At 59.3% G+C, this 21,847-nt stretch carries 30 protein-coding genes and 2 tRNA genes; 1 reads left to right on the forward strand and 31 read right to left on the reverse strand.

What is annotated here, in order from left to right:
- Nucleotides 1-15: 15 nt before the first annotated feature.
- From M5C71_RS26245 to M5C71_RS26275, 7 genes are read right to left on the reverse strand one after another with little or no spacing between them, the layout of a single operon-like run.
- Nucleotides 16-672, reverse strand: a complete 657-nt coding sequence (locus M5C71_RS26245; protein ID WP_248769053.1) for a hypothetical protein — start codon at nucleotides 670-672, stop codon at nucleotides 16-18.
- Nucleotides 673-1,800: a baseplate J/gp47 family protein gene (locus M5C71_RS26250; RefSeq protein ID WP_248769054.1), complete on the reverse strand. Its 1,128-nt coding sequence runs from the start codon at nucleotides 1,798-1,800 to the stop codon at nucleotides 673-675.
- Nucleotides 1,800-2,165, reverse strand: a complete 366-nt coding sequence (locus tag M5C71_RS26255; RefSeq protein ID WP_248769055.1) for a phage tail protein — start codon at nucleotides 2,163-2,165, stop codon at nucleotides 1,800-1,802. Before M5C71_RS26255 ends, M5C71_RS26250 begins: the two co-directional genes overlap by 1 nt.
- Complete coding sequence (locus M5C71_RS26260) at nucleotides 2,162-2,710, reverse strand: phage baseplate assembly protein V (protein WP_248769056.1); 549 nt, start codon at nucleotides 2,708-2,710, stop codon at nucleotides 2,162-2,164. The genes M5C71_RS26255 and M5C71_RS26260 overlap by 4 nt, the downstream gene beginning before the upstream one ends.
- Nucleotides 2,707-3,816 (reverse strand): rhs element Vgr protein, encoded by a 1,110-nt coding sequence (locus M5C71_RS26265; RefSeq protein WP_248769057.1) that lies wholly within the window; start codon nucleotides 3,814-3,816, stop codon nucleotides 2,707-2,709. Before M5C71_RS26265 ends, M5C71_RS26260 begins: the two co-directional genes overlap by 4 nt.
- Entirely contained in the window at nucleotides 3,817-4,803 is a 987-nt protein-coding gene (locus M5C71_RS26270) for a hypothetical protein (RefSeq protein ID WP_248769058.1), read from the reverse strand. It lies immediately after the preceding gene.
- 3 nt (nucleotides 4,804-4,806) lie between these two features.
- Nucleotides 4,807-6,888, reverse strand: a complete 2,082-nt coding sequence (locus tag M5C71_RS26275; protein WP_248769059.1) for a hypothetical protein — start codon at nucleotides 6,886-6,888, stop codon at nucleotides 4,807-4,809.
- A gap of 277 nt (nucleotides 6,889-7,165) precedes the next feature.
- On the opposite strand from M5C71_RS26275, the gene M5C71_RS26280 reads away from it, so the two are divergent.
- Nucleotides 7,166-7,702: a hypothetical protein gene (locus tag M5C71_RS26280; protein WP_248769060.1), complete on the forward strand. Its 537-nt coding sequence runs from the start codon at nucleotides 7,166-7,168 to the stop codon at nucleotides 7,700-7,702.
- On the opposite strand, the gene M5C71_RS26285 is transcribed toward M5C71_RS26280, so the two are convergent.
- From M5C71_RS26285 to M5C71_RS26400, 24 genes are all read right to left on the reverse strand, one after another.
- Nucleotides 7,699-8,187, reverse strand: coding sequence for a hypothetical protein (locus M5C71_RS26285; RefSeq protein WP_248769061.1), 489 nt, complete (start codon nucleotides 8,185-8,187; stop codon nucleotides 7,699-7,701). The genes M5C71_RS26280 and M5C71_RS26285 overlap by 4 nt on opposite strands.
- A 180-nt stretch (nucleotides 8,188-8,367) precedes the next feature.
- Complete coding sequence (locus tag M5C71_RS26290) at nucleotides 8,368-8,778, reverse strand: hypothetical protein (RefSeq protein ID WP_248769062.1); 411 nt, start codon at nucleotides 8,776-8,778, stop codon at nucleotides 8,368-8,370.
- A gap of 92 nt (nucleotides 8,779-8,870) precedes the next feature.
- Nucleotides 8,871-9,299, reverse strand: a complete 429-nt coding sequence (locus tag M5C71_RS26295; protein WP_248769063.1) for a hypothetical protein — start codon at nucleotides 9,297-9,299, stop codon at nucleotides 8,871-8,873.
- 58 nt (nucleotides 9,300-9,357) lie between these two features.
- Entirely contained in the window at nucleotides 9,358-10,785 is a 1,428-nt protein-coding gene (locus M5C71_RS26300) for a phage tail protein (RefSeq protein ID WP_248769064.1), read from the reverse strand.
- Between the two features lie 191 nt (nucleotides 10,786-10,976).
- Complete coding sequence (locus M5C71_RS26305) at nucleotides 10,977-11,177, reverse strand: hypothetical protein (RefSeq protein WP_248769065.1); 201 nt, start codon at nucleotides 11,175-11,177, stop codon at nucleotides 10,977-10,979.
- An 8-nt stretch (nucleotides 11,178-11,185) separates the two neighbouring features.
- Nucleotides 11,186-12,007 carry a hypothetical protein gene (locus M5C71_RS26310; RefSeq protein ID WP_248769066.1) on the reverse strand — a complete coding sequence of 274 codons (822 nt, stop codon included), beginning with the start codon at nucleotides 12,005-12,007 and terminating at the stop codon, nucleotides 11,186-11,188.
- A gap of 1 nt (nucleotide 12,008) precedes the next feature.
- The gene (locus M5C71_RS26315; RefSeq protein WP_248769067.1) at nucleotides 12,009-12,647 is read right to left on the reverse strand and encodes a hypothetical protein; all 639 of its coding nucleotides are present in this window, start codon (nucleotides 12,645-12,647) and stop codon (nucleotides 12,009-12,011) included.
- A 1-nt stretch (nucleotide 12,648) separates the two neighbouring features.
- Nucleotides 12,649-13,041 carry a hypothetical protein gene (locus M5C71_RS26320; RefSeq protein WP_248769068.1) on the reverse strand — a complete coding sequence of 131 codons (393 nt, stop codon included), beginning with the start codon at nucleotides 13,039-13,041 and terminating at the stop codon, nucleotides 12,649-12,651.
- A complete protein-coding gene (locus M5C71_RS26325) occupies nucleotides 13,042-13,260 on the reverse strand; it encodes a hypothetical protein (protein WP_248769069.1) in 219 nt (72 codons plus the stop codon).
- A 45-nt stretch (nucleotides 13,261-13,305) separates the two neighbouring features.
- Nucleotides 13,306-14,430, reverse strand: coding sequence for a P22 phage major capsid protein family protein (locus M5C71_RS26330; RefSeq protein ID WP_248769070.1), 1,125 nt, complete (start codon nucleotides 14,428-14,430; stop codon nucleotides 13,306-13,308).
- Between the two features lie 14 nt (nucleotides 14,431-14,444).
- The gene (locus tag M5C71_RS26335) at nucleotides 14,445-15,200 is read right to left on the reverse strand and encodes a DUF6651 domain-containing protein (protein WP_248769071.1); all 756 of its coding nucleotides are present in this window, start codon (nucleotides 15,198-15,200) and stop codon (nucleotides 14,445-14,447) included.
- Between the two features lie 112 nt (nucleotides 15,201-15,312).
- Nucleotides 15,313-16,701 (reverse strand): DUF4055 domain-containing protein, encoded by a 1,389-nt coding sequence (locus M5C71_RS26340; RefSeq protein ID WP_248769072.1) that lies wholly within the window; start codon nucleotides 16,699-16,701, stop codon nucleotides 15,313-15,315.
- Between the two features lie 12 nt (nucleotides 16,702-16,713).
- On the reverse strand, nucleotides 16,714-18,009 hold the full coding sequence (locus tag M5C71_RS26345) for a terminase family protein (RefSeq protein ID WP_248769073.1): 1,296 nt from the start codon (nucleotides 18,007-18,009) through the stop codon (nucleotides 16,714-16,716).
- Nucleotides 17,972-18,742 carry a terminase small subunit gene (locus M5C71_RS26350; RefSeq protein ID WP_248769074.1) on the reverse strand — a complete coding sequence of 257 codons (771 nt, stop codon included), beginning with the start codon at nucleotides 18,740-18,742 and terminating at the stop codon, nucleotides 17,972-17,974. The genes M5C71_RS26345 and M5C71_RS26350 overlap by 38 nt, the downstream gene beginning before the upstream one ends.
- Nucleotides 18,743-18,786: 44 nt before the next feature.
- Entirely contained in the window at nucleotides 18,787-19,224 is a 438-nt protein-coding gene (locus M5C71_RS26355) for a proteasome subunit beta (protein WP_248769075.1), read from the reverse strand.
- 9 nt (nucleotides 19,225-19,233) lie between these two features.
- Nucleotides 19,234-19,581: a hypothetical protein gene (locus tag M5C71_RS26360; RefSeq protein WP_248769076.1), complete on the reverse strand. Its 348-nt coding sequence runs from the start codon at nucleotides 19,579-19,581 to the stop codon at nucleotides 19,234-19,236.
- Nucleotides 19,582-19,655: 74 nt separating this feature from the next.
- Nucleotides 19,656-20,024, reverse strand: coding sequence for a hypothetical protein (locus tag M5C71_RS26365; RefSeq protein ID WP_248769077.1), 369 nt, complete (start codon nucleotides 20,022-20,024; stop codon nucleotides 19,656-19,658).
- The gene (locus tag M5C71_RS26370; protein WP_248769078.1) at nucleotides 20,021-20,293 is read right to left on the reverse strand and encodes a hypothetical protein; all 273 of its coding nucleotides are present in this window, start codon (nucleotides 20,291-20,293) and stop codon (nucleotides 20,021-20,023) included. The genes M5C71_RS26365 and M5C71_RS26370 overlap by 4 nt, the downstream gene beginning before the upstream one ends.
- A gap of 1 nt (nucleotide 20,294) precedes the next feature.
- Nucleotides 20,295-20,609 (reverse strand): peptidase M48, Ste24p, encoded by a 315-nt coding sequence (locus tag M5C71_RS26375; protein WP_248769079.1) that lies wholly within the window; start codon nucleotides 20,607-20,609, stop codon nucleotides 20,295-20,297.
- A 127-nt stretch (nucleotides 20,610-20,736) separates the two neighbouring features.
- Nucleotides 20,737-20,811: transfer RNA gene (locus tag M5C71_RS26380), tRNA-Asn, on the reverse strand.
- A gap of 3 nt (nucleotides 20,812-20,814) precedes the next feature.
- Nucleotides 20,815-20,890 (reverse strand) — tRNA-Thr (locus M5C71_RS26385).
- A 106-nt stretch (nucleotides 20,891-20,996) separates the two neighbouring features.
- The gene (locus M5C71_RS26390; protein ID WP_248769080.1) at nucleotides 20,997-21,182 is read right to left on the reverse strand and encodes a hypothetical protein; all 186 of its coding nucleotides are present in this window, start codon (nucleotides 21,180-21,182) and stop codon (nucleotides 20,997-20,999) included.
- Between the two features lie 140 nt (nucleotides 21,183-21,322).
- Nucleotides 21,323-21,511: a hypothetical protein gene (locus tag M5C71_RS26395; RefSeq protein WP_248769081.1), complete on the reverse strand. Its 189-nt coding sequence runs from the start codon at nucleotides 21,509-21,511 to the stop codon at nucleotides 21,323-21,325.
- Nucleotides 21,508-21,843, reverse strand: a complete 336-nt coding sequence (locus M5C71_RS26400; protein WP_248769082.1) for a hypothetical protein — start codon at nucleotides 21,841-21,843, stop codon at nucleotides 21,508-21,510. Before M5C71_RS26400 ends, M5C71_RS26395 begins: the two co-directional genes overlap by 4 nt.
- Nucleotides 21,844-21,847: the final 4 nt, after the last annotated feature.

A 21,847-nucleotide genomic window follows, 5' to 3' on the forward strand; every position in this document is an offset into this window, starting at 1 on the left:
TGAAATGTGAGTGGTTCAGTTGGTAATTCGGTACCAGATCGTGGAGCCGAACATTTTCGTGGCTTCGATAGCCGCGACAATGTCGGCGTCCGAGACCTGCGGAGAAAGCTGGGTAGACGGCACAAGACCGCTGGTTTGGCCGAGCCCGAACCAGTTGGTGGCAATGCCTGGCCAGTTGGCCGCGCCATTGCCTGCCGGCCGATATGCAGTGACAAAAGCCTGGTAGGGACTGCTGGTCGAGCCGAGTGGGCCTGCAACGCCAAGGCCCAGCGTCAGCCCCAGGCATCCGCAGTCAGCGGGCCTTGCTGGCTCGATAATCAGCGGGTGGCGCCCGGTTAGATCGAACAGCACCTGATCCATACCGTGGCGCGTGGTGCGCTCTCTGAAGATGTTGATCAGAATGCGGTTGCGATAACTCGGGTCGAGCTGAGCCGAGTAACGGATCAGGTTGTTGCCGAAGAAATCCAGACCGATCATGTCGAGCCAGCCGTCGGAAGCGGTTTTGATCCGCGTCTGAGCCACAGCATAGAGATAGAGGGTGTAGCCCCAGGAAAGCACCTCGGCGCAGCCCCAAAGGGCCGCATCGCGAATCGGGTTGTTGTCGCCGAACCATCCGGTCGGCAATAGGCTCTTGAGCCGCCCGAACATGTCGCTTTGGTCGCCCGTCGCCATTTAAGCCACCGTGATTGTGCCGGGTCGGATGACCTGCTTATTGGTTGCCGCCAGATCCGCCGTACCGCCATTGAGCAGCACGGCCGATACGTTGGTGATGGCGGGACTGACCGCGTAAGCGATCGTCGCGAGTTGCGTATACGGGAGAATCTGGCCGAGCTTCAGTGCAGAGATGTAGGCCTGAATAGCGGTCACAACCTGAGCCACTACAACGCTATGCGTCACCGTGGAGTCGGTCGTGATGGTCATTCCGGGGTTGGCGGTGACCAATGAGGGACCGAACACCCCGTATCGCGTGGTAAAGCCCCTGGTTGCCTCAATGGCTGCTGCGGCATTCGCCAGGAATGTCCCGGATGGCGCCCCGGTACCGTCGTCAACCACTGCGTAGAAGTAGCCATAGGACGTATTGCCGCTGTAGTCCTGGTTCTCTGTCAGCGTGTATGCGACCCCGGCCTGCATGCTGGCCAGTGCGTACCCGATCGCGGCCTTGGTGCCCTTCGAGAGCGACTGCACCCAGAGCACAAAGCGCACGCGGAAAGCGGGGTCTAGCTCCTGATCAACACCGCCAGCAAAAACCAGCGCGTTGGTCACGGTATCGATGCCGCTGATGCTGCCAACGATCACCGTGACTGTTCCAGGCAGAGCATTTCCGGCGGAGCCGGCGGTACTGGCAACCACTGGAACTGTCGCCGATGCGGTCCCGGCCGGGATCAGATAGCCGCCCAGCGTTGCGTTGTACAGCGCATTGGTCGTGTCGATCGTCACAGCGTACTGCTGGGAACCGTCGGTCGAGCCAACCAGGGCGCCTATCGGAATCAGCGCTGAGTTGGTCGGCGTGAAGCGCGAGTAAGTGACACTGCCGGCGGCGAAGCTTGCAGAAAGCCGGTAGAAGCCAAAATCCGCCATCCAACTGTCGAGGTCTGGCCCGGAGCACGTAGAGGCCCTGGTGTTGATCAGTAGCGTGACAATCAGCTGCTGGAGCCACTGGAGCACACTCGCATTGCTCTCGGCAATAGCGAGCAGCAGCGAGCCGATCGTGAAGTCCACGAGCCCGGCTGCGCGGCCCTGGATTGCCACCACCTGGTCGCGCACCAGCGTGGTGAAATCTTTGATGTTGAGCGATGCCATCAGCGAGAAACCTCGAATGAGAGCGTCACCGGCTCGCCCGTAGGAGAATCGGTGTAGCTGATGTTGACAGCGAGCGTGTCATTGCTCGGCAAGACAGAAATCACAGGTTTCGGGCTTCTCGAAACACAGTCCTCGAGAAGAATTTGGCTGCGGATGAGGGAGATTGTTTCCGGGACGTTCATGAGCGCACCGACGTAGCGGCCAAGGCCAGCACCGTAGTCAGGGTGGAACAGGTAATCGCCCGGATTGGTAATCAGCCGGCGCAGCACGCGCTGTTTTCCGCGATCCAACCCTTCTACGGTCGATAGATCGCCAGTCGGAGAGGACGACAGATCGCCGCCGACGTAGTGGTTCAGATCTTTCATGGGATGGGCGCCGTTGTCTTGCCGCTGATGGTGCCCCCGTTATGGAGGTGGCTTTCCAGGCTGACCGTACCAGCCACTACGTCGCCAGCAGTCGTAATGTTGCTGTCAGTGGTTATCGGGCCATGAAACTGGTGCACGGTTGCTGTGTAGGCCATGCCGCCAGCCGCCTTGATCTCCACCGTGCCGTCATTGTGGAACTTGAGCAGCGAGCCAGATTGATGAACCATCCAGATTTCGCCGGATGGCACCGGCAAGGGTCGGTCCTGCATGTTTGTGTGCCTGGCCACGACTTTGCCGAGGTTCGGGTCACCCGACTCGAAGGAGACCGTCACCTCGTCGCCGATCTGCGGCCCGATCTGGACACCCCAGCCATTGCCGACGCCTGGGCTATCGAGCTGAATCCAGTTTGTCTCGCGGCCGTCCGGCTGGAGATCGACTTTGACGCAGCCGTTCGCGGGGTCATACCCAGAAATAACGCCAACCCTGGGCCCCGTATTGTCAGTTCCGCCGTGCTGGCGCATGGAATTCATCAGCGTGCCGATCATGGCGTCACCTGCAGGCTGTTCGGATTATGGTTTTTTGCCGTGAGGCTCATCGTGTAGCCCGATTCGTAGCTGAGAGATCGCCGCACGGTGTCGACGTAATACAGCTGATCAAAGACCGAGCTCGTCCCCTCAACCCGGACGATGACGTTCGGCAGCAAGATGTTGTCGCCAGGCAAAGAGCAGGACATACGCATCTCGTGGGAAGTGATCTGCTTATGGATCTGCTCGGCCAGCTTCTGCGTGCCCTGCTTGTCCAGGCCGTTGCGCTTGATCTCGTAGACCTGGCGCTTCGACGTCGACTGCCCGGGCGATATGCCCTTAGCGGTGTTGTTCGGGTAGGACGAGACGTAGATTTTTTTGTCCTTCCACGACGAAACCTGCACGGTCACGCCCTTGGCCAGGGTCAGGTCGCGCTCGAAAGTGATGTCCTCAGAGGTGTTGCACTGCGGGTATGCGAGCAAGCCATTCGGTACCCAGCGAATCAGGTATTGGTCCGTGGTCGCAGGATCAAGCGCGGGCTCGTAGTGCAGCTCTGTGCCGGTCACGTAGACCTGGAAGCCGTCGAGGCCGGCGAAATAGGCCAGCAGATCCCACTCGGTGCGCTCATCCGTCGCGTGAACGTGGTCCCACTTCGTGATCCAGCCCACGCTGGTCGTGGTGGGCGTGACAACCGGCGTCAGCCCGCGGCGATTCGCCAGGAGAATGGCCACCTGGGAGGTGGTCATGTTCGCGAACTTCTCGTTGGTCTTCACGTCGATGAATTTACTGGTGTAGTCCCGGCCCTCGACGCTCACCTCGAACTTCGCCGGCCGGAAGGTCCACTTGTCAACTAAGCCGACAATCAGCGTGCGCCAGTCATCCACTCCCTGCCCGAGCAGGCCGACCGATATCGACACTTCGATTGAGGTCTGCGAGCTCCACCAGGCCAACGTACCGGTGTCCACCGGCATTACGCCCAAGGCGAACACCACCGAGAAGGTGTCAGCCGAATAGAAGGCGTTCGAATCGATGTCACAGGAAACAAATGGGACCTCGACGCCATTTAGGGTCAGGCGGCCGACTACCTGCCGGACCTCCTGAGCGATCTCGGCGGTATTCAGATCCATTTATTGGCCTACTGGTATTTTGATGGTCTGGATGTTGTTGAGTTGAGGGTCGACGATGCTGTTTGCCGCGGCGATCTCGGTCCATCTCGACTGATCGCCGTAGGCGTCCGCCGAGACTCGCTGGAGGCTGGTGTTGCCCGTGGTGATGCTGGCGGTGCCGTTTGCCAGCGGACCGGCCAGGACGTTCTTCTGGAGCCGCCCGAGCACGCTCTGCATCTGGTACAGCGGCGCAAGCTGGGTGATAGCCGTCGCCTGCCGCGTCAGGTTGCGCGCGGCGTTGGCCACCGGATTACCCGGCACCAGCCCGCCCAGGGTCGTGATGTCGTTCACCGAAGCCCCGACTTGGGCGATCACCGCCTGCGCCAGTTGCTGCGCTGCCACGATCGGGCGAATCACCGACTGAATGGTGTCGACGGTCGCGTTGGCGAAGCCCTGCACCTGGGCGACCGCTGACTGTATGTTGGCGATTGCACTGGTTATGGACGGATTGTTGATGGTGTTGGCCAGGCCCAGGGACTTGCCCAGGTCGCTGTTGATCAGCGAATCCAGCGCGCCGGAGAGCGCATTCGGCTTCACCGGCGCATCCAGGCGCTCCTTCACCACCAGCTCGATGCTGTATTTTCGGCGGTAAAGGTGCTCAAAGGAGGCCTCGAACGACTGGATCACCACGCTGAAGTAGTAGGCATCCATGCTGAACGTGAGGATCTGGCCCTCGTCGCGCATCCGCTCGAGATCAGCCACCCGCTCGCCGGCCGTGGCCCCGAGAATCCAGCCAGACCAGCGGATATTGTCGTAATCAACGCCCATGACGTCGATCACCCGCTTCCCACCGACCAGCTTGTGCACGACCAACTGCTGCTTACCGGCCCCGGGCGATGCCGCTTCTGGCACCTCAAGCCCGGAGAACTCGAAATCCCCCAGGATCATTCGAGTGGCAAAGGGATCCCCGCCCGGCGCGAAGTTGTCCAGGAAGCTCGTGAAGCTCATAGATCAACCTCTTGGGTAGGCCGCGCTCGGGGTGCCCGGCATCAGCATGCTGCGTGAAGGGTCAAAGCCCTGGATTCCGGTCTGCGGCTTGGCTGCCTCCTTGGCCATGCGATCGATCAGGATCTCCCCGACTTTCTTGCTGTCGAGGTTCATCTGAAGAATTATCGGGTCCTTGCTGAAATCCTTTTTCGGCACCGGCGCAACAAGACCGCCAGGATTTTTGTAGTCATCGGCAAAGCTGGTCTTGGAGATTTGCATGCTCGCCGGCAGGATCTTGTTCGCCCCAGCAATCAGAGTATTGAAGATGGTCTGCCAGCCGAGCAGGAACACATAGGCGAAAGACTTGAACGCCCCGCCGATATCGCCATGGAACAGCTTTACAATCCCGTCTTTAATCGCATCCCAGGACTTGAACAGCGCCACCTTGATCTCCGCCCAGTTGTTCCAGAGCAGCCAGCCAACCGCGATTATCGCGGTGATGACCAGGCCGATAGGGTTCAGCAGAAAGAAACTGCCAAGCAAGCGCAGCGGCGCAAGAAACGCCATGATCAGCCCACGCAGAAAGCCAGAGCGCAGGAACATGCCGACCGCGCCGAACGCATCCATGACAAACATCACCAGATAGGTGCCGAAGCGCGCAATGATTGGCAACAGCCTGGTCATCAGCGGCCCACTGAGGAACCACAGCACCTTGCCGAGCAGGAAGAAACCGCGCCCTGCGGCAATAACCATGTTGATTAGTCCGCCGCCAACCAAGAAGGCCGAAAGGCCGAGGAAGGCGTAGGCAAGCTTTTTCACCGTGCCTTGGTTTTTGTCCATCCAGCCATTCAGGTCCTTGAGCATCGGGATCAGCTTATCCATGGCCTTGATGGCCAGTGGCAGCACAATATTTCCCAGCGTCAACATCAGGTCTCGCCATTTTGCATGTAGCTCGACCTGTTTGCCGGCCAGTGTGCCTGACACCTTATCCACCGAGGCATCAATTCCCAGCGCCTTATGCTGAGCTTCTAGCGAGTGATGCAACTTTTCGATGTTCTTGTCGATCAGGGTGAACATCGCGCCGCCGGTCGAGCCGAACATCATCGCGTTGGCCTGACCAATCGCCGAATCCGAGGTGATGCCCTGACGCTTGTGCATCGGCATGATGATTTTTTCGTAGAACTCGGTCGGGTTCTGGCTGAACAGCTCGGCATCTTTCAGCGGGTTACCCTTGAACGCCTTGATCCCGCCGTTGTCGTTCCAGATGACCTTTTTATTGTCCCAGATGCCATTTTTGACCAAGTCATGCGCTACCTGGTTGGGGATCTTGATAATCCCGTTCAGGCGGTTATAGGCGGTTCGCAGCGAGAAACCGGCAGTCTGCCCCTTAAGCATGGTGATGATCGGCTCCAGCATTGCCACAGCGTCATCGCTCATGTTCATGGCCGCGATACCACCGCGCGCCTTGAACTGACGCAGTTGCTCCCAGTTCACCGAACCGCCTGAGGTCTGCGTCATTTTCCAGCCAGCATCGGCCAGTTGGTTGAAACGTTGCGCCGACTTCAAGCCGCCGGAGTCCTCGATATAGCGCATCATCGCCATGGCGCTGGTTTTCATCTTCGCCTGTGACTCTCCGTCGAGACCGGAGGTGGCATAGGCGATCTTCGACAGCACCGGGGCGGCTATCTTGGCGCCTTCGAGCGCGCCTAGGCCATCCATGCCGCTTTCCCGAAATACGCCCTGCGCCTCGGTAAATAGCTTCATGTTCTCAGTGATGCTGGTGCCCATGCTGTTCATGCTCTTGACGAACTTCTCGGCATCGGCATTGACCTTGTCCGACATGCCATACAGCGAGAACTTGGCCATCTCGGTCTGGAATTTCTTCGCTTCATCCAGGGGCGCTTTGAAAAGCGAGACCATGGCCAGACCGGCACCGAACATGGCGCCCCCAATCGCCGCCTGCTTGCCGATGGAAGCCAGCTGCTTGTTCAGCTTCTCGGCATCCTGACCGGTGCTATGCAGCCCCTTGGAGATCATCAGCAGTCCGGCACTGACGTGGTTTATCAGCGACAGCTTGACCGCGACGGAATACGCCTCGAATGCCATAATGGCCTTCCCTTTTGTGGTGTTGGATCACATGGCACACAAACAGCGCACGTATCAGTGGGTAAATGGCCGAATCCAGGACGTCGGCTCAATTCATGGGATGGACGCGAAAGAGGCGCGATCTAATCCGCTGCCTAAAAAGAAAAAACAGCCTGGAATCGATATTCAAACTGCCCTGTTAGTTTTTACATGCAGCACAGTCCTCATGGTCTTCGCCGGAGGCGCACTGTGCGTATTTCTGCTTGTCACTTATTCAATAATTTTCGGATGAATAATCATGGCGATGACAAAATGCAAGGAATGTAAAAAGGATGTTTCCAGCAATGCCAAGGCGTGTCCACACTGCGGAGTTAGCAACCCAGCTATGGGCCCGAAAGAATTTCTTATCGGCATATCAGTGTTTGCTGCTATAGCATTTGGTGTCTACAGCTATTTCTCAAGCGACTCAAAACCTTCAACCAATGAGGATAAGAAGGTTATCGCCGAACAAAAAGCAGCAGCTGAAGCCACCTGCCGCAAGGATCTAAATTGCTGGGCTGAAAAGCATTTGGCGGAAGCCAGCTATCCATGCCAAAAGGCTGTTGAAGGGCTGGCTAAATACTCTTCAGAATGGACAGACAAGACCCTTGATATGAAGTTTGACCATATGCGGTGGGGAGACGAGCAAAAAGGGGTTGTGATTTACATAGGTGACAAAATCAAATACCAAAATGGTTTTGGCGCTTACCAAGATAGCGTTTATGAATGCACATACGACACCACTACAAAGACCGTTCTTGATGCTTCTGCTAGGCCTGGGCGCCTCCCAAGCTAAAGCAACTTGTCGTAACCGAGCAGGCGGTGAATAGCCACGCCGCCGATCAAACCCTCGACCGCTGCCGCCCCCAGCCGCCGACGTATGTACTCCTTACTGCGCAGCACCGCCGGTCCAACCACTTCGCGCGGCGGCATGTGTAGGGTGCCGAACTCGTGATAGACCATTTTCGGGTCTTTCGAGCCAGCGATCACCTCAAGTCCGTGGCGCTCGCTCGAAAAGCTGCCCTGCATCTCGCCAGAGGCCAGCAGCGGCGAATCCGCTGGATAGCCATGTGCTGCCTTGGCCGCTTCGGTTGACTCAGCCAGCGGCGCCCAGGCGGCGAACTGGCCGATATCAGACTGATAGTGGCCAATCTCGCCCTGCATGGTCTCGACCAGATGCTTACCGCACTGCTCAAGGCCTTTCTCCAAGCACTTGATTTCAGTAGCGGCCGCTGCCGCCAGGTGCAGCGCCAGAGCTCCCATACTGGAAAACTCAGTCATTTTTCTTCTCCTTGAACTGCCAGGTGGACCAGTCGAACTCATGGCCTTCGAATTCACTCAGAACAATCGAGAAGGCCATGCGCTCGTAGTCGGCCAATTGGCCGGGCAATTCGAACACCTGCGCGAACGGAACCCCGCCTTTCATAATCCAGCAGCGGCTGCGAAAGTCGGGGTCCGTGGCTAGTTTTTTGCGGCGGCCTGCTCGGCGCTGAGCACCTTCTGAGCCTCTTCTGCCTCGGCCTTGGCCTTGGTCACTTCGTATTCGGCGAGCATGTGCTTCTCGATGGCATCCATGCCCTCGGCGCCGAGCTCGGCCAGCACTGCGTCAATCTGCTTGAGGTTCTGCGGAAGGCCAAAGCCGACGTCATCGATGTAGACCACGCATGCCGCCGGAAAGGCAAAGGCGCCCATGTAGATGCTGTTTGCGGCGTTGTCGGCGCCCACCGCCATGACGACGCGCGACTTTTGCAGCGGGTCGAGGGTGCGCAGCTGGATGGTCCGACCCAGCCCGTCTTGTAGCGAGGTGAATTTCGGCTTCTGGTCCACATGCACCGGATCAGCTGCAGAATTAGTCAGAGTAACTTTTGCCATGGGGAGAATCCTCGGGTCAAAGAGTCGTCAAAGGTGCGCGGCATGCGGGGTGACGAGTCCCGCGCCCTGCCGGGCTGCCGCGCAAAACGGGATTAGGAAACTTTGTAGCGTCGCCGCGCGGTGAACGACAGCGACTGCTTGATGGTCTTGTCGCCTTCCTTCTTGCCGGCGTCCTCGAACTTGAGGATTACATTGGCCAGGCGATAGACGTTGACGCTGCCATCGGGATTGCCGATCGTTTCAGTGATCGTGCCGCCGGCGGTGTTGATGCCGTTGTAGTAGTCGCTTTCGAACTGCGCCCACCAGTCATCCAGCGTGCCATCGACGCGCTCGGCCTCGATGGTGCCGGTCCAGCCTTTCGGGATCAGCAACTCATCGGTCTGGCCGTTGAGCGGGGTGAGTTCCTGGCTGGTGGTCTTCGGCTTGCAGTCGAAGGACATGATCTTGGGGATGCGGATCGGGCCGTTGGGGCCGTTGATGTCGACGGCGACGTCCTTACCTGTGTTGTATCCACCTTGCATGGCGTTCTCCAAAATGAAAAACCCGGCACATGGCCGGGCTGGGTATGGGGTTCAGCGCTTAGGCGGCGCGAGGGGTGGCGGATACGGTGATGGTCACGGACTGGCCAGCTTCCAGATTGATCAGGAAGTAGCGAACGACGGAGAGGTATTTGACCTGCACGTCGGCCTGCATGTAGCCGAGCGAGACGCGGGCGTCAGGGTTGTTCGTTGCATCGATCTGCACCGAATACGCCGGGCCGCCGTTGACGTCGCCGATCATCCCTTGGAGGCGCAGCGTCTCGAGGAAGCTCTCGATAGTCGACTTGGTGCTACGCCGCAGGTCCGGGACCTGCAGGTTGCCGACCACATAGCCAAACGATGCCGCCAGGGTCAGCGACACGAAGTTGGTCATGCGGGTGTAGTTGTCGCCGTTGACAGTCGGATTGCTGGACGTATTCAGTCCGGAGCGATGACCGAAGGCATTCCCAGCCGGGATAGGATTGGTGATCACGTCCAGGCGCGCCTGGTTGATGGCGCCAATCTCGGGGACGCTGTACGGCTGCTGCGAGACAGTACGCTGGGTGCCGATCATGTTGGTGATGGGCTTGTTCAGCGCGGACTGGTGCGGCGCCAGCGCGGCGATACGCGCGGCCGAGAACGTGGCCGGGGCCAGCATGCGCTGCTGGTTGTTCACCTGGTCGAACCAGTAGCCCCAGTCGCCAACCAGTACCTTCAGTGCGTAGCTGTCACAGCCGGCGGTGTTCAGGCTGGTCGAGACGGTGGCGTAGGACGCTCCGGCCGGACCTTGGGTGACCACATACGAGCCTTCGGACAGGCCGTAGGTCAGCATCGTCGGCCATTGGGTCGAGTCGGTCACATCGATCAGGTTCGTGACCTGGGCGTTCGAGCCGCGCAGCGCATACATGCCCTTGCGGGTCGAACCGGTGATGCCGTCAACGCCGACCAGAACCGAGTCGGTAATGGTCGTGGCGCCGTCGGTGCCGCTGGTGAACGTGATGGTCTGCGTGGTCGCCGGAGCCACCGACGAAGCGCCGACAGTGGCGATCACCAACTGAGATGCACCGCGAATACCGGACTGGCCGTTGTTCACTGCGGCGACGATGTTCTGCCAGAGCGCCAGGCCGGTGCCGGGGATGTTGTCGAAGACCTCCGGCGACACGCCTGGGAGCGAGATTGTCAGCTTCCAGGAAGAGTTGGCCGTGCCGGTGCCGAGTGTCGCCGTCAGCGAGTTGCCCAGCGTGCCTGTGTAATATGCGGTCAGGGTGGCGCCGGTGGCGGCCGCAGTGTCCTTGAGTGTCGAGGTGGCGGCGGTGTCAGTGCCATCGGTGACCCGCACAGCACGGATGTTGCTTGCCCCGATCTGGATCGAGACGGCGCAGGCGGTGGCCAGGTCGTACTTGCGGACCTGCTGCGCTCCGATCTTCTGCGCCAGGTCGCCCGGGCCGCCGATCAGCATCGGGCTGTTGACCGCGCCCCAGGACGCCACGCCGACAATGCCAAGGATGTCAGTCGGTACGCCGTTGATGTAGCGGGTCTTTGGCGGAACGATCTGAATGTAGAGATCGGGTGCCGTAAGCGCCGCCGTGTTCAAGCTGCCTGCCGGATAGATGGGCATGGCTTCCTCCAAATGAAAAAACCGCCTCTAGGGCGGTTTCTTTGTGTGTGGTTTGGCGGCTTTTAGGCGCTTCGTTTCAGTACGTTCGCGGCGCTCTCGCCAGCCAGGACGGCGGCTACCTCGGCCGGATCAGTGATCAACTGGCCGACGGTGTAGTCAGCGAAGGCGAACTTCACGGTGAGGGTGTAGGGCGACTTGGGGCTGGCGGCGGCAACAGGGGTTGGCGCCGGCGCCGCTGGTGCGGTGTCGGGGATATCGGACATGACGAGCCTCAGGGGTTCAGGGTTGTGATTGGCTGCCCTGTCTGGGCGTTGGTCATATTCAGCACAGGCGCGATGACTTCGGCGGCCTGCGTTGTCTGAGTTGTTGCGAAATCGATCTTGTAGAACAGGTCGATCCGGTACAGGCCGGCCTTTTGCAACTGGTCGGTCTGGAACGAGTGCGAGTAGCGCATGATCCCGCTCGATCCATCGGGCAATGGCAGGTTGGTCGAGTCGGACAGGGCTGAGTCGATGGCATTCACGACCGAATCGCGCGCATCGGGCCGCGGTGCCCAGATGGAAATCTGGAACTGCTTCTCCTGACGCTTGGTCTCCTTGATCGCGGTGCCAAAACCGCCAACCCTGGCAAGCACGCTGTGCGCTCCGCTGATGGTGATTACCGGGCCGGAGCTGGTAGCGCCAGGGATCAGTGCAGAAAGCGCCGTCGCGGCACTCGTGAGCGTGTCGCTGACCTGCATCGTGTATACGTAGCTGCTGCCGTTCACGCTGGCGAGCAGGTTTTGCGCGCTGACGGTGCCCGACAGCGTGATTTGGTTGCCTGAAACGGTCGCGACGACGGTGTGCGCCGGCGGCACGATCTGTACCCAGGCCCTGCCGAGTTCCCGGGTAGTTTGCCGCTCGGTAGCCGACGGGTAGACGCTGACATGCGCCTTCCCTGCCTTCAAATCGGTCTCCAGCACATTCGGTACGGGCCAGCCTTCGTAAATCTTGATCCCAAGCCCGGCGATGCTCGGCTGACCGGTGCCGTTCGGGTAAAGCACTGCGGCGATCATGCCGACCAGCTTGTTCATCACGTCTGATTGGCCGGCCATATCACACCTGTGTCTGCATGGCTGTCATGCGCCAGCCCATATCGGTAAGTTCGGCGCTTGAGACCACGTATTTACGGCCCAGCTCGTCGAGGATGATGTCGCTGGTGCGCAGGATCACCCCAGGCCATGCTGGCATCAGGATCGCCCACCAGGGCGTTCGCACATCACCTGGGAGCTTGACCTCGTTGGCCTCACCTTTCGTGCCCTGGAGCACGCTGGCTGGCCAGCCTTGCATGATCGGCACTTCAGTGCCCGGCGTGTCACCGCCATAGCTGACCGCGCCGACGCCGTTGTCCATCCCGACGCGCAGAACCGAGACAACCCGGTTGGCTTGCACGCAGTAAATCGGCAGAGTGGCTTGCATTGCAGCGATGAAGAACGTCCCGCCGGGCCCGACCAGATAGTCGCCCGGAGCGGTCGTACGCGCGTCGAACAGGCCAAGCCAGGTAGCCTGCCCGTACTTGTTCGGTGCGTTGTAAGCGAAATTCGTGGTGAACGACGCAGGCAGCGTCTGCAAAGCGGTTGTCAGCAGCGGGTTATTGGCGCTGGTAGCGCGGAATTGCTGGTAAGGAAAACCGATTCGCTGGGCTGCCTGCCCGTACCCTTTGTAAATCTTGGCCTGGAGCGTTGCGCCGTCCATATCAGCCCCTGACTATGCGACTGCCACCCGAGCCGAGGCTTGGGCCCGGCGCGATGCCGATGAATGAGCACAGTTCCCGGCGCCAGAGCTTGTAAAGCCTCATGCGGTCGGAAACCTCGTTCTTGTTGTGCACCCACACTGCAGCCTGGTCGGTATCAAGGTTTGCACTCGACCCAGTGACGGCAGTCTCCAGCCCATAAAGCGTGGCTAGGAAGGTGACAACCTGCGCCTCTTCCTCAGGGCGAAGCGTCGACAGCCTGTGAAACAGGGTCTGCCAAACACCCGGCGAAACCCAGCCGTATGCTAGGTCTCGGGTGTCATCAGCAATGACATCGCCGAGCATCGGGTAGCCAATGAAGCGCCGGACGTCGGCCAATTGCTGATTGGTTAGCATTTACTCTGCCTCTTTCACCGGAACCCAGCCGCCGGGGTAGTAGTTCTGCACCTCGTCCGGGTGGACCTGGGCGGTGTGCGGCGCGTCATAGATGTCCGGGTCGCGCTGCATGTTCACGAAGGCGATAACCGGAGCATTTACCGACTCACCCGAGCTATCCGCGCCGGTGTCGATGGTGGTATCAGCACCGTCATCGGTGCCGTCTTGTTTCTTCGCCATGTTCTTCTCCAGGGTTGGCCGCCAGTCTCCCGGCGGCCGACTCGATTAGCCCAGCATGATTGCGGTGTGGGCAGGCTTGATGTTTGCGCAGCCCCAGGCCGCCGACACTTCGTAGCGGACACGACGGTATTGCTTGTACATCGCAAACTCGAAGGTCATGCCAGTGCGCGGATCGGTGATGGTCATACGGTCATCGGCCATATCGCCCTCTTCCGGCAATGCTGGCGCACGGGTAGCCAGCACGATTGCGGAGCGAGAGAACGCGAAGTTGGCAGTGAACGCGGACGCCAGGGTGACTGTCGCGCCACTGGTGACGGCTGCACGCAGACCGGGCGCACCGATGGTGAAGCTGCCACCGGAGAGTGCGGCGGTGACCACGTACTTGAAGTTGCCGATGGTGACCACGTCGCCCGCCACAACGGTGCCGGTACCGGTCTGCACCGGGATGATGGTGGTGCCTACAGTCAACGCACCATTGGTGACGTAGCTCGCACCGGTGCCAGGAGTGTGGGTTTGAACACCGGCCGACTCACGGATCTTGAAGCCGTGCAGCTCGATCAAGGTGCCCTGCTCGCGCACTGCGACAGTGCCAGCTTCGTTTGCCTTGGTCAGTTGCGCCAGGGTTCGCATCGATGCGCCGGAGGTGGTGTCGATGACGCACTGCATGTCGCTCATCGGCGCACCGTTGTCCGCCAGGATCTTGCGAACCTGGGCGGTGTCACCGAGGTTGGTCGAAAATGGCGTGGTGCCTGGGGTGCCGGAAGCGCGGGACGCAGCGAACGCCAGGTTGCCGAGGTCTACTTCCATCTCGTTGACCAGGGTGCGAACGGCCTGGGTAACCTGATCCAGACGGATGCTGGAGTAACCCGGGCCGGTATTCACGCCCTTCTGCTCTTCACCAGTCCAGCGGAATGGAACCATGCGGGACTTGGTGATGCTGAACGGCAGGTTGCTGATGACCTGGTCGCCGTCATCCGGAGGAAGTTGGCCCGGGGTGACGTTTTCAGCAGGCTGCGCAGGAGTTACCGGGATGCGGATCGCCTGGTTGAGCGCGGCACGTTCGGCAGTTGCATCGAGAGTTACGGACGGGATGAAACCGGCCAGTTCGCGCGAAACAATGTCCAGCGACTCGAACAGGTCGGGGGCCAGACTGGTGAGGGTGTTCGCCATTTGGATGGATTCCTTTAATCAGTAAGCGTGACACCCGACTTCATATGCTCCATCTGCTTAGCAGGCGGGAGTTCATCGAATTGGGCGCGGGTGATTGATTTTTTGCCGCCCGCTGCCGCGTTCCCGCCAGTCGCCCCGCCGCCACTGGCGCCCGAGCTTTTGAGGATTTGATCGCGGTAGGGATAGCTGTCGACGAGGAGCTCCAGGGCTTCGTCGAAATTGGCGACTTCCCCTGGATTGCTGCGGCTGAAGAGCTTGTTGCCGGTCTTGTCGTAGGCAACGACCTTCCCGTCCTCGACCTTGAACTGCTCGCCGAAGCGGGCGCGGACCAGATCAGAGGGGATTGCCAGCTTGTCGGTGATGAACTTGGAGCGGTCGAAGCTGCCGCCGACTTTTTCAGTGACCAGCGCGGCATTCAGCGAATCGCGCTCAGCAATGATCGGGGCGTACTTGTCTTCAACGGCCTTGATGGCTTCGGCGCGGACCTTTTCGACTTCGCCGGCATCCACCAGCTTTTTGGCGTCGAAGTTCTTCACCGTTTCCAGCGCTTTCTTGGCTTCGGCTGGATCGGTGATCCCCTCGAAGGCCTTCAGCCCTGTTTCAGCAGCCTCGGCGCGCTCACGGTTGGTCTTTGCTTCAGCGTTCAGGCGGCTGATCGTCGAAACGGTGCCAGGGGCATCGAATGCGATCTCTTTACCGTCGTCGTTCACATAAACAGGCTTGCCATCAACAACAACTACATGGCCTTCATCGTCGAGTTTGAGTTTCATGCTGGTCATCCAACCCTTTGGTAGGCCATCCGGCCTGGCGCAGCGCTATCCATCCGGAATCGCGCCCATAAAAAAGCCCCGGCGGTTGCCAGGGCTGTATTCGGTGATTGGGTTAAACGCCCGGGAGCGTCACCCCTTGTTTTTGCGGCTGTTCGCCGATGCGCTTCTGCTCTTCTGCCCAGGCAATGCCGTCCTTGACCATGCCGCGGCGCTGAATCTCGCCGAACAGGGTTTCATTGGAGAGCACGCCAGCTACGTTCATTTCGAGCAGCAGGTCAGCCGAAGCTTCGGCCAGCGATGCAGCGCCGAAGTCGTTGTAAATGGTGAGGTGCCCGCCTTCCGGCTCGCCAATCCACTCAGCCATGAGTTGCATGGCCTGGTCCATCGAGTCTTCGACGTCCTGCGTGACCCTCTGGAGGGCGCACATGCCAGGCTCGTTGTCGGCCAGGGTCTGAGCCACGGTGGTCTTGCCTGGCTTGATCACCAGCAGCTCAGCGCCTACTTGGCGCATGCGATCCTCGATGTCGAGGATTGAGACGCGGCCAGACTCGATGGCCTTGCCGCTGTGCTCAACATATGAAAGCGTGGCATCCGGGCTTTCTGACGTTACAGCGCAGGCGGCACCAATTGTCAGGTCGTCATCTTCAAAGCCGGTGCCGAAGAGGATCGGCACGCGCGCCACATGCAGAATGGTCTGCTGATCCGATTTTGACTGCCAGTGTTCGACGTTCATGAACGCCAGTTCGCGCAGCGGCGCCATGGCCTCCATGAAACCGAGCCGCTTGCCGTAGACCGGCACAAATGGAATCTTCGTCAGGGTGGTGACACCCTCCTCGAACAAGAGCCACTCCAGGTCGCCGGCGGCGTTCTGCTTCTCCCGATAGGTTTCCCATTTGCCTGGGTAGAGGACGCGAACCTGCTCGACGGTTTTCTCGTCGAACTTGTCGGCCGGGTTCTTCTCGGTGATGTTTTCAAGAAACCGCAACTGAGTGAACGTCTCTACGCCATTGATGCGCTTCGAGTCGTAGTCAAGCAGGCTTTCGGCTGGGATCTGGACGAAATAGGGCCTGACCCCGGCGCGCTTCTCATCCGCCCGGGTCTTCACGTCGGTGACCTGCGGGTAGTCGACCAGTAGGCCGCAGATTCCGTATGCCATCGCCTCCTCCATGATGCTGGCGGCGAACGAATGCATGTTCCGGCCCTGCAGGTCGATGTCCTCGCAGTACTCAAGGATCGTCTTTGGCGTGTCTTCGCCGTAGATGATCGGCCTGGAGAATGGCTTTGCGCACAGCACGTCAATCGTCCGCGCGAACGCAGGGAACAGCGTGGCAGTGTTCAGTCGAGCGTTGTAGAAAGCGGAATCTTCATTCGGCCATTGCGGCAAGTAGGCGTTGCCGGCGGCGCGCATTGCTGCGGTGCCACCCAGCAAAGCCTTGATCATGGGCCAGCATTCCGCCATCGCTTCGATTTTGGCGGAGCGCTTGCGGACGCTGTTGCTCATGGCGTGTTCCATTTATGCGGAGAATGGGCGGATGCTTACCGTGCGCTTGACGATCGGGAAGCGCTTGACGATGAAATAGCCAAGGGCATCGTTCGGGTCCTCGGTTCCGTCTTTGTTCGGCTCGCCTGCATTCGGCTTTCCGATTTCGGCATATGTCTGCTGCTCAAGAACGGCTGTTGTGACTGGACAGAGCTCGGTGTTTACCTTGTAGCGGCGCTCACCATCCCCATTCAGGAACATGGCGTTGACGGACAGCACTCGGTCACGCACGGCTGGGTTGGCCGGATTGACGACAAGTGTGAAACCAGCATTCCGGAGCAGACTGTGGTCCGTTTCGCTACCGTTGACGCTCTTGCGGTTCTTGCCGCTGGCGTCTGGGTAGATCGAAATGTGATGGCCGGCGTACCTCTCTTGCAGGGCCACGATCATCGCCGGAGTGTCGAATACATGGGTGATCTCACCCAATAGCATCGGGCGGCCGTCACGGATGACGTGAACCATCGCTGCCATGCGGCTGATGTTGAAGTCCATGCCGACATGCAGTTCTTCACCTGGCTTGATCGTCTCGCTGGTGTGATTGAGCGTCCTGTCGAAGCTCGGATACACGCTACCTGAAACTAGGTTGACGAATTTTCCGTCGATATAGGCGTCAACCAGGTTCGCGGGGTAGGACTCCTTGAGCGACCCGATGTAGTCCTTTGGCAAGTTCTTCGCATTCTGGCGCGTGCTGGCATGAACGATGCCGTAAAGGGGGCGCTGACTCGGATTGGTGGCCAACTCACGCACGAACTTTCGATAGACCCAGTTGAAGCCTTCGGGCGTTGTCGTGACGTCAATCGTGTTCTGGTCTCGACCAGGCCATACAGTCGACATCCGCGCAATGATCTTCTTCCAGGCGCTATCGGCCTTCTTGATCGGCATGCAGTCGATCTCATCGACCAAGGCGTGCGCAATGTTGAAGCCGACGATACGGTGCGGGTGCTCCATGCTCTTGCACACGATGGTGCTCAGGCACCGCCCAAGGTTGTCACGCAGGTAAACGCGCTTCTTGCTTGGCACTATGTCGGCAAATAGCCCGAACGCCTGCGCGACCTCTGGCATCGTCTCATAGAAGATATCGGCGATCTGCGGATAGGTCGGAGCGAAGTAACCCTGGGGAATGCCAGGGAACTCCAGCGCGTTGACGCACATCCGAACGCAGCCAACAAACGTCTTCCCGCTCCGATATCCCCCAACGAACGCCATGAACTTTTTGTGGCTTTTGATGAACTCAAACTGAGGCTTGTTCAGCATCAGGATCGCTTGCATCTTCAACCCCGATGATCACTTGTTTCGGCTCAGGCAATCCCTTATTCGGGTCTTCCAGTTCACGACGAAGCTTCTCGATGTTCAGCCGCTTCATCTCGTCGTCGAGAGGTGAAACGGTCTTGTCAGAGAACATACCTAGGTGTCGCGCTACCTTGTCCAGGGCTGCCAGTTGGTCATGCATCTTGACCTCGAACCCGCCATCCTTCGTTTGCTTCACGCCGGCATAGAGGGCCGTAGCCGCCGGGCTTACAGACCGCGAATCACTGGCATGGATTCGACCCAGGCCCTCGCCGTGGCAATTCGGGCACTTCGGGTGCGGCAGGATCGTGGCGTCATAGCCAAATCCGCCAACATCCACAGGCACAGGTGCTCCCTTGGACGCAGCAAGGGCGGCTTCGCGCTCGAACTCTTCCTCGGTTTTCCACTGGTACGCATGACCCACACCGAAGCAATGACGACAGCAGATGCGGCGATGTTGGATCAATTCGTTCGGGTCAGCAGTGGCAATCATCCATAGGCGCTCAAGCACCATTTCCTGAGTGATCGCGGCCTTCTGCCCTCTGGCATCCATGCGCCTTTCGATAACCGATCGAATGACAGGTTTTGACAAGTTCTCTGCACCCATCTGCCGTGCAGTGCTTTTGCTGTAGCCCGCGCGTATCGCCGCTTGCGTAGCATTCAGGTCTTTCAGGTACTCATCGACGAAGCGCTGCTGCTTTGCTGTCAGCGCCATAGGAATTCCTTGAGACTCTGGTGCCTCGCTTGCTCAGTGGCCGGCTACAGGGGCGAAGCGTTGATTGTGAGGGTGCGAACCAAGCCACCAGTGCAGCTATCCCGCTTCTTGGCCATCTCGACCGCCTTGTATGCATTGGCGCCCATGTCCATGGCGGTGAACGCATGACTTGAGCCACTGCCGATCGCATAGGGCCGGTCGAGCTCGAGGCGGTCCTTCCAGAGCCCGGTGTCGTCGTCGTGGCCGATAAGCCAGAGAGCATCGCCGTCAATAACCAATCCCGACGCTTCCACCTTGCTTGGCGAGGGACTGCCGAAATAGGCCCCCATCAGCGCCTGGAAGTCACAAGCGGCGCCAGTGCAGATAAAACGAACGCCCTTGAGCTCCTGGCATTTCTCGGCGTCATCGTCCGTGATGGTGGTGCCGCGAGTTACTCGGGAGTCATAGGCGATCACGCCGTCTTTGTAGGCGATCGTAGTCATGGGCGCACCTTACAGCGCCAGGCGCTCGCCCAGCAGCTCTGAATACTCGCCCATGGCACCAGCCTGCGCTGTCAGCAACTCTTGCGACTTGGCACTGAGGGCCTTGAAGCTGGGGGTCTTGATGAAGGCGCTCAACTTGGTGAGGCGATCATCCAGCTGAGCCTTCTCGCCAATGATGCGTTGGACATGCGCAGGGAGTTCTTTCACCTGACCGATGCCGATATAAGCCTTCTCGAAAACGTCTTTCGGGCTCCAGCTGGTATATCCATCGCTGTATTGCACAGCGAAACCAGGCAAACCTTCTTTCAGTTCAGGCCATGCGGTGATCTGCTTGGTGCCGATGTACTCTTGACTCATAACTATTCTCCCAGGAGTCACCTGTGATTTTCCGCGCCACGTTTTCGCAGTTCGCGTTTTGTGGCGCGAAACGCTTACACCAGGGCGCGAATGAAACTGATGGCCGCCTTCACTTCTTTGACGGTGGTCAGCTCCAGCTTCTCGATCAGAGCCTCGAGCTTTTCCAGTTCGGTCAGTTTGACAGCGGCCGGCGCGGCGGCAGCCTGGGCAACCGCTGGGACTTCAACGACAGCCGGCGCGGCAGCCTCGATTACAGGGGCAGCCTCGACTGGAGCGGTCAGTTGCACGTCGGCAACAGGAGCGGCCGGCGGAGTGAACAGAGCGGCCTGCAGGTCGTTGGCGGTCACAGGGGCCGCGTCGGTGGTGGTGTTTTCATCGGTCATGACAATACCCTTTACGAGTTGCCCGGCAAGCCAGGCGCGGATTGAGTTGAACAGCTTCATTTCGTTATCGCTCCTGCGTGATCGAACACATGGTCACGGCGAGCCCAGGCGTACAGCACAACCCCGGCGTGCATGAGCACCACATAGAGCGATGGGGTATACCCGTGTAGGGCCTTGGCCAAACTGCCGAATGCGCCGATGGCGACCAGGTAGAAGGCGATAGCCAGCACCGGCTGTTCGAATGGGTGGATCTTGCGCAGGTATTCAGCCGCGGCGCCCACCACCAGGATGCACAGCAGCGCGTCGAACGAACTCAGGATGATGTTCATGTCAGCCCGCTCCTGTAGCGCCGAACTTTCCTGCCAGGGCTTTCAAGCCTGGAATGATGTTCATGGCCAACAGGCCGATCAGGAAGGCAACGCCGTTCTGAGTGTCGCCATCCACGGGCAAGTTGAAGTAGTGGACGGCAAGGGGGGTTGTGAAGATCGCCGAGGCGAAACCGGTGCCAACAGCCGAAGCAGCTTGGCCGCGAGTCAGCCCGCGCAGAAACGTCAGCGACAGCACCGCACCAGCAAAGCCGGCAGTGGCCACGCCATACTTGGCCAGCAGCAAGCCGGCAGCGGTTGTGCTCGCTGGTTCAGCCATGGGGTTCTCCGGGAATAAAAAAGGCCGACAGGAGGCGGCCAAGAGCGCAGCGAGGAGCAGCACGTGAATTCTGAGGGCCTCATAAGGCCCGGGTGGTCCGCGTGTGCGGGCATTTGACGCAGGGGTATGGCTGGCGAGATTGGGATCGAACCAATGACCGATCGGTTAACAGCCGATTGCACTACCGCTGTGCTACTCGCCAATCTGGTGCCGTCACAAGGATTCGAACCCTGGACCGTCCGCTTACAAGGCGGCTGCTCTTCCGCTGGAGCTATAACGGCAGAAGTGAATCGGCCCTCACAGCACTCCCAGCTCGGAGCAATGGATGTGGCGGGGCCGAAAACGAAAAAGCCCAGCGCGATGGCTGGGCTTTGAATTTGAAGAGGGTCAGTAGGTGACGTGGATGATTCGGTCGATCATGCCGGCCTGCTCTGGTGACAGGCCAGCCTGCACCATATCTTCACGTGTGAGCCTGGACAGTAGCTCGTAGAGTGCACGAGCCTCGTCACGCGACAAGCGCATGACCGTATCATCAGACTGATCATCGAGAGGCAATAAAACCTTTTCGGCCACTATCATCACCTCTAGGTGAATAACAAAAAGCCCGACTCAGTGGCCGGGCTTTCATCCTACATCACCTACATGCGCAAGTACGACAGGATGGGTGAATAATGCGACATAGCGACATGAGATTGCAAGGACTTTTTAGGGCCTCATTTCAATTCATATTGTGCCGGAGCCACAAAAGAAACCGTGAACGACATTTTGCGAGTGGGTTCGTCGTGCTGGATGTCATCGATCTTGAACCGCATGGTTGAGGGGTCAAGCCCTCTCGACCAAATATCAGCTCTGATAATACGTTCGGCTTCTTCTGGACTGTAATCATTCAGGTCGATAGTCATAGCATTGCTCTCCCGATCTCAGCAGCGGCGCGGACGATGGCGCGGCGAGAAGCCGCATAGTCATCCCCGCCAGCAGGCGCGAGTTCTTCGACAGAGCCAAGATGATTACCGCCTGCATCGCATCCCCAAGAAACGGTGACGCAGCCTGCGCGCTCCTGCTCATTGCAGATGTACAGCCCAAGCTTTACGGCAAGCCTATGCGCATCGCCGTCGTCAGCCAACGGATTCCAATAGGCCCCCTCATCAGTGAAAGTTCCATTGGGCAACGTCCAATACAAGATGGCAATATCAACAGACTTTGCCGCCAACTCCAGCAATTCGCGATCAGTCATGCGC

It is taken from the genome of Pseudomonas sp. MWU12-2345 (assembly GCF_023242385.1).
Classification (GTDB): Bacteria; Pseudomonadota; Gammaproteobacteria; order Pseudomonadales; family Pseudomonadaceae; genus Aquipseudomonas; species Aquipseudomonas gingeri_D.

What these genes read in the sequence shown, in the direction of transcription:
- M5C71_RS26275 (WP_248769059.1), bottom strand. Translation starts at nt 6,888, where the DNA reads ATGGCATTCGAGGCGTATTCCGTCGCGGTCAAGCTGTCGCTGATAAAC.
- M5C71_RS26325 (WP_248769069.1), bottom strand. Translation starts at nt 13,260, where the DNA reads ATGGCGAAGAAACAAGACGGCACCGATGACGGTGCTGATACCACCATC.
- M5C71_RS26310 (WP_248769066.1), bottom strand. Translation starts at nt 12,007, where the DNA reads ATGGCCGGCCAATCAGACGTGATGAACAAGCTGGTCGGCATGATCGCC.
- M5C71_RS26345 (WP_248769073.1), bottom strand. Translation starts at nt 18,009, where the DNA reads ATGCAAGCGATCCTGATGCTGAACAAGCCTCAGTTTGAGTTCATCAAA.
- M5C71_RS26330 (WP_248769070.1), bottom strand. Translation starts at nt 14,430, where the DNA reads ATGGCGAACACCCTCACCAGTCTGGCCCCCGACCTGTTCGAGTCGCTG.
- M5C71_RS26295 (WP_248769063.1), bottom strand. Translation starts at nt 9,299, where the DNA reads ATGCAAGGTGGATACAACACAGGTAAGGACGTCGCCGTCGACATCAAC.
- M5C71_RS26355 (WP_248769075.1), bottom strand. Translation starts at nt 19,224, where the DNA reads ATGACTACGATCGCCTACAAAGACGGCGTGATCGCCTATGACTCCCGA.
- M5C71_RS26315 (WP_248769067.1), bottom strand. Translation starts at nt 12,647, where the DNA reads ATGGACGGCGCAACGCTCCAGGCCAAGATTTACAAAGGGTACGGGCAG.
- M5C71_RS26340 (WP_248769072.1), bottom strand. Translation starts at nt 16,701, where the DNA reads ATGAGCAACAGCGTCCGCAAGCGCTCCGCCAAAATCGAAGCGATGGCG.
- M5C71_RS26280 (WP_248769060.1), top strand. Translation starts at nt 7,166, where the DNA reads ATGGCGATGACAAAATGCAAGGAATGTAAAAAGGATGTTTCCAGCAAT.
- M5C71_RS26305 (WP_248769065.1), bottom strand. Translation starts at nt 11,177, where the DNA reads ATGTCCGATATCCCCGACACCGCACCAGCGGCGCCGGCGCCAACCCCT.
- M5C71_RS26265 (WP_248769057.1), bottom strand. Translation starts at nt 3,816, where the DNA reads ATGGATCTGAATACCGCCGAGATCGCTCAGGAGGTCCGGCAGGTAGTC.
- M5C71_RS26360 (WP_248769076.1), bottom strand. Translation starts at nt 19,581, where the DNA reads ATGAGTCAAGAGTACATCGGCACCAAGCAGATCACCGCATGGCCTGAA.
- M5C71_RS26400 (WP_248769082.1), bottom strand. Translation starts at nt 21,843, where the DNA reads ATGACTGATCGCGAATTGCTGGAGTTGGCGGCAAAGTCTGTTGATATT.
- M5C71_RS26285 (WP_248769061.1), bottom strand. Translation starts at nt 8,187, where the DNA reads ATGACTGAGTTTTCCAGTATGGGAGCTCTGGCGCTGCACCTGGCGGCA.
- M5C71_RS26245 (WP_248769053.1), bottom strand. Translation starts at nt 672, where the DNA reads ATGGCGACGGGCGACCAAAGCGACATGTTCGGGCGGCTCAAGAGCCTA.
- M5C71_RS26270 (WP_248769058.1), bottom strand. Translation starts at nt 4,803, where the DNA reads ATGAGCTTCACGAGCTTCCTGGACAACTTCGCGCCGGGCGGGGATCCC.
- M5C71_RS26260 (WP_248769056.1), bottom strand. Translation starts at nt 2,710, where the DNA reads ATGATCGGCACGCTGATGAATTCCATGCGCCAGCACGGCGGAACTGAC.
- M5C71_RS26335 (WP_248769071.1), bottom strand. Translation starts at nt 15,200, where the DNA reads ATGAAACTCAAACTCGACGATGAAGGCCATGTAGTTGTTGTTGATGGC.
- M5C71_RS26320 (WP_248769068.1), bottom strand. Translation starts at nt 13,041, where the DNA reads ATGCTAACCAATCAGCAATTGGCCGACGTCCGGCGCTTCATTGGCTAC.
- M5C71_RS26255 (WP_248769055.1), bottom strand. Translation starts at nt 2,165, where the DNA reads ATGAAAGATCTGAACCACTACGTCGGCGGCGATCTGTCGTCCTCTCCG.
- M5C71_RS26350 (WP_248769074.1), bottom strand. Translation starts at nt 18,742, where the DNA reads ATGGCGCTGACAGCAAAGCAGCAGCGCTTCGTCGATGAGTACCTGAAA.
- M5C71_RS26370 (WP_248769078.1), bottom strand. Translation starts at nt 20,293, where the DNA reads ATGAACATCATCCTGAGTTCGTTCGACGCGCTGCTGTGCATCCTGGTG.
- M5C71_RS26395 (WP_248769081.1), bottom strand. Translation starts at nt 21,511, where the DNA reads ATGACTATCGACCTGAATGATTACAGTCCAGAAGAAGCCGAACGTATT.
- M5C71_RS26250 (WP_248769054.1), bottom strand. Translation starts at nt 1,800, where the DNA reads ATGGCATCGCTCAACATCAAAGATTTCACCACGCTGGTGCGCGACCAG.
- M5C71_RS26290 (WP_248769062.1), bottom strand. Translation starts at nt 8,778, where the DNA reads ATGGCAAAAGTTACTCTGACTAATTCTGCAGCTGATCCGGTGCATGTG.
- M5C71_RS26375 (WP_248769079.1), bottom strand. Translation starts at nt 20,609, where the DNA reads ATGGCTGAACCAGCGAGCACAACCGCTGCCGGCTTGCTGCTGGCCAAG.
- M5C71_RS26365 (WP_248769077.1), bottom strand. Translation starts at nt 20,024, where the DNA reads ATGAAGCTGTTCAACTCAATCCGCGCCTGGCTTGCCGGGCAACTCGTA.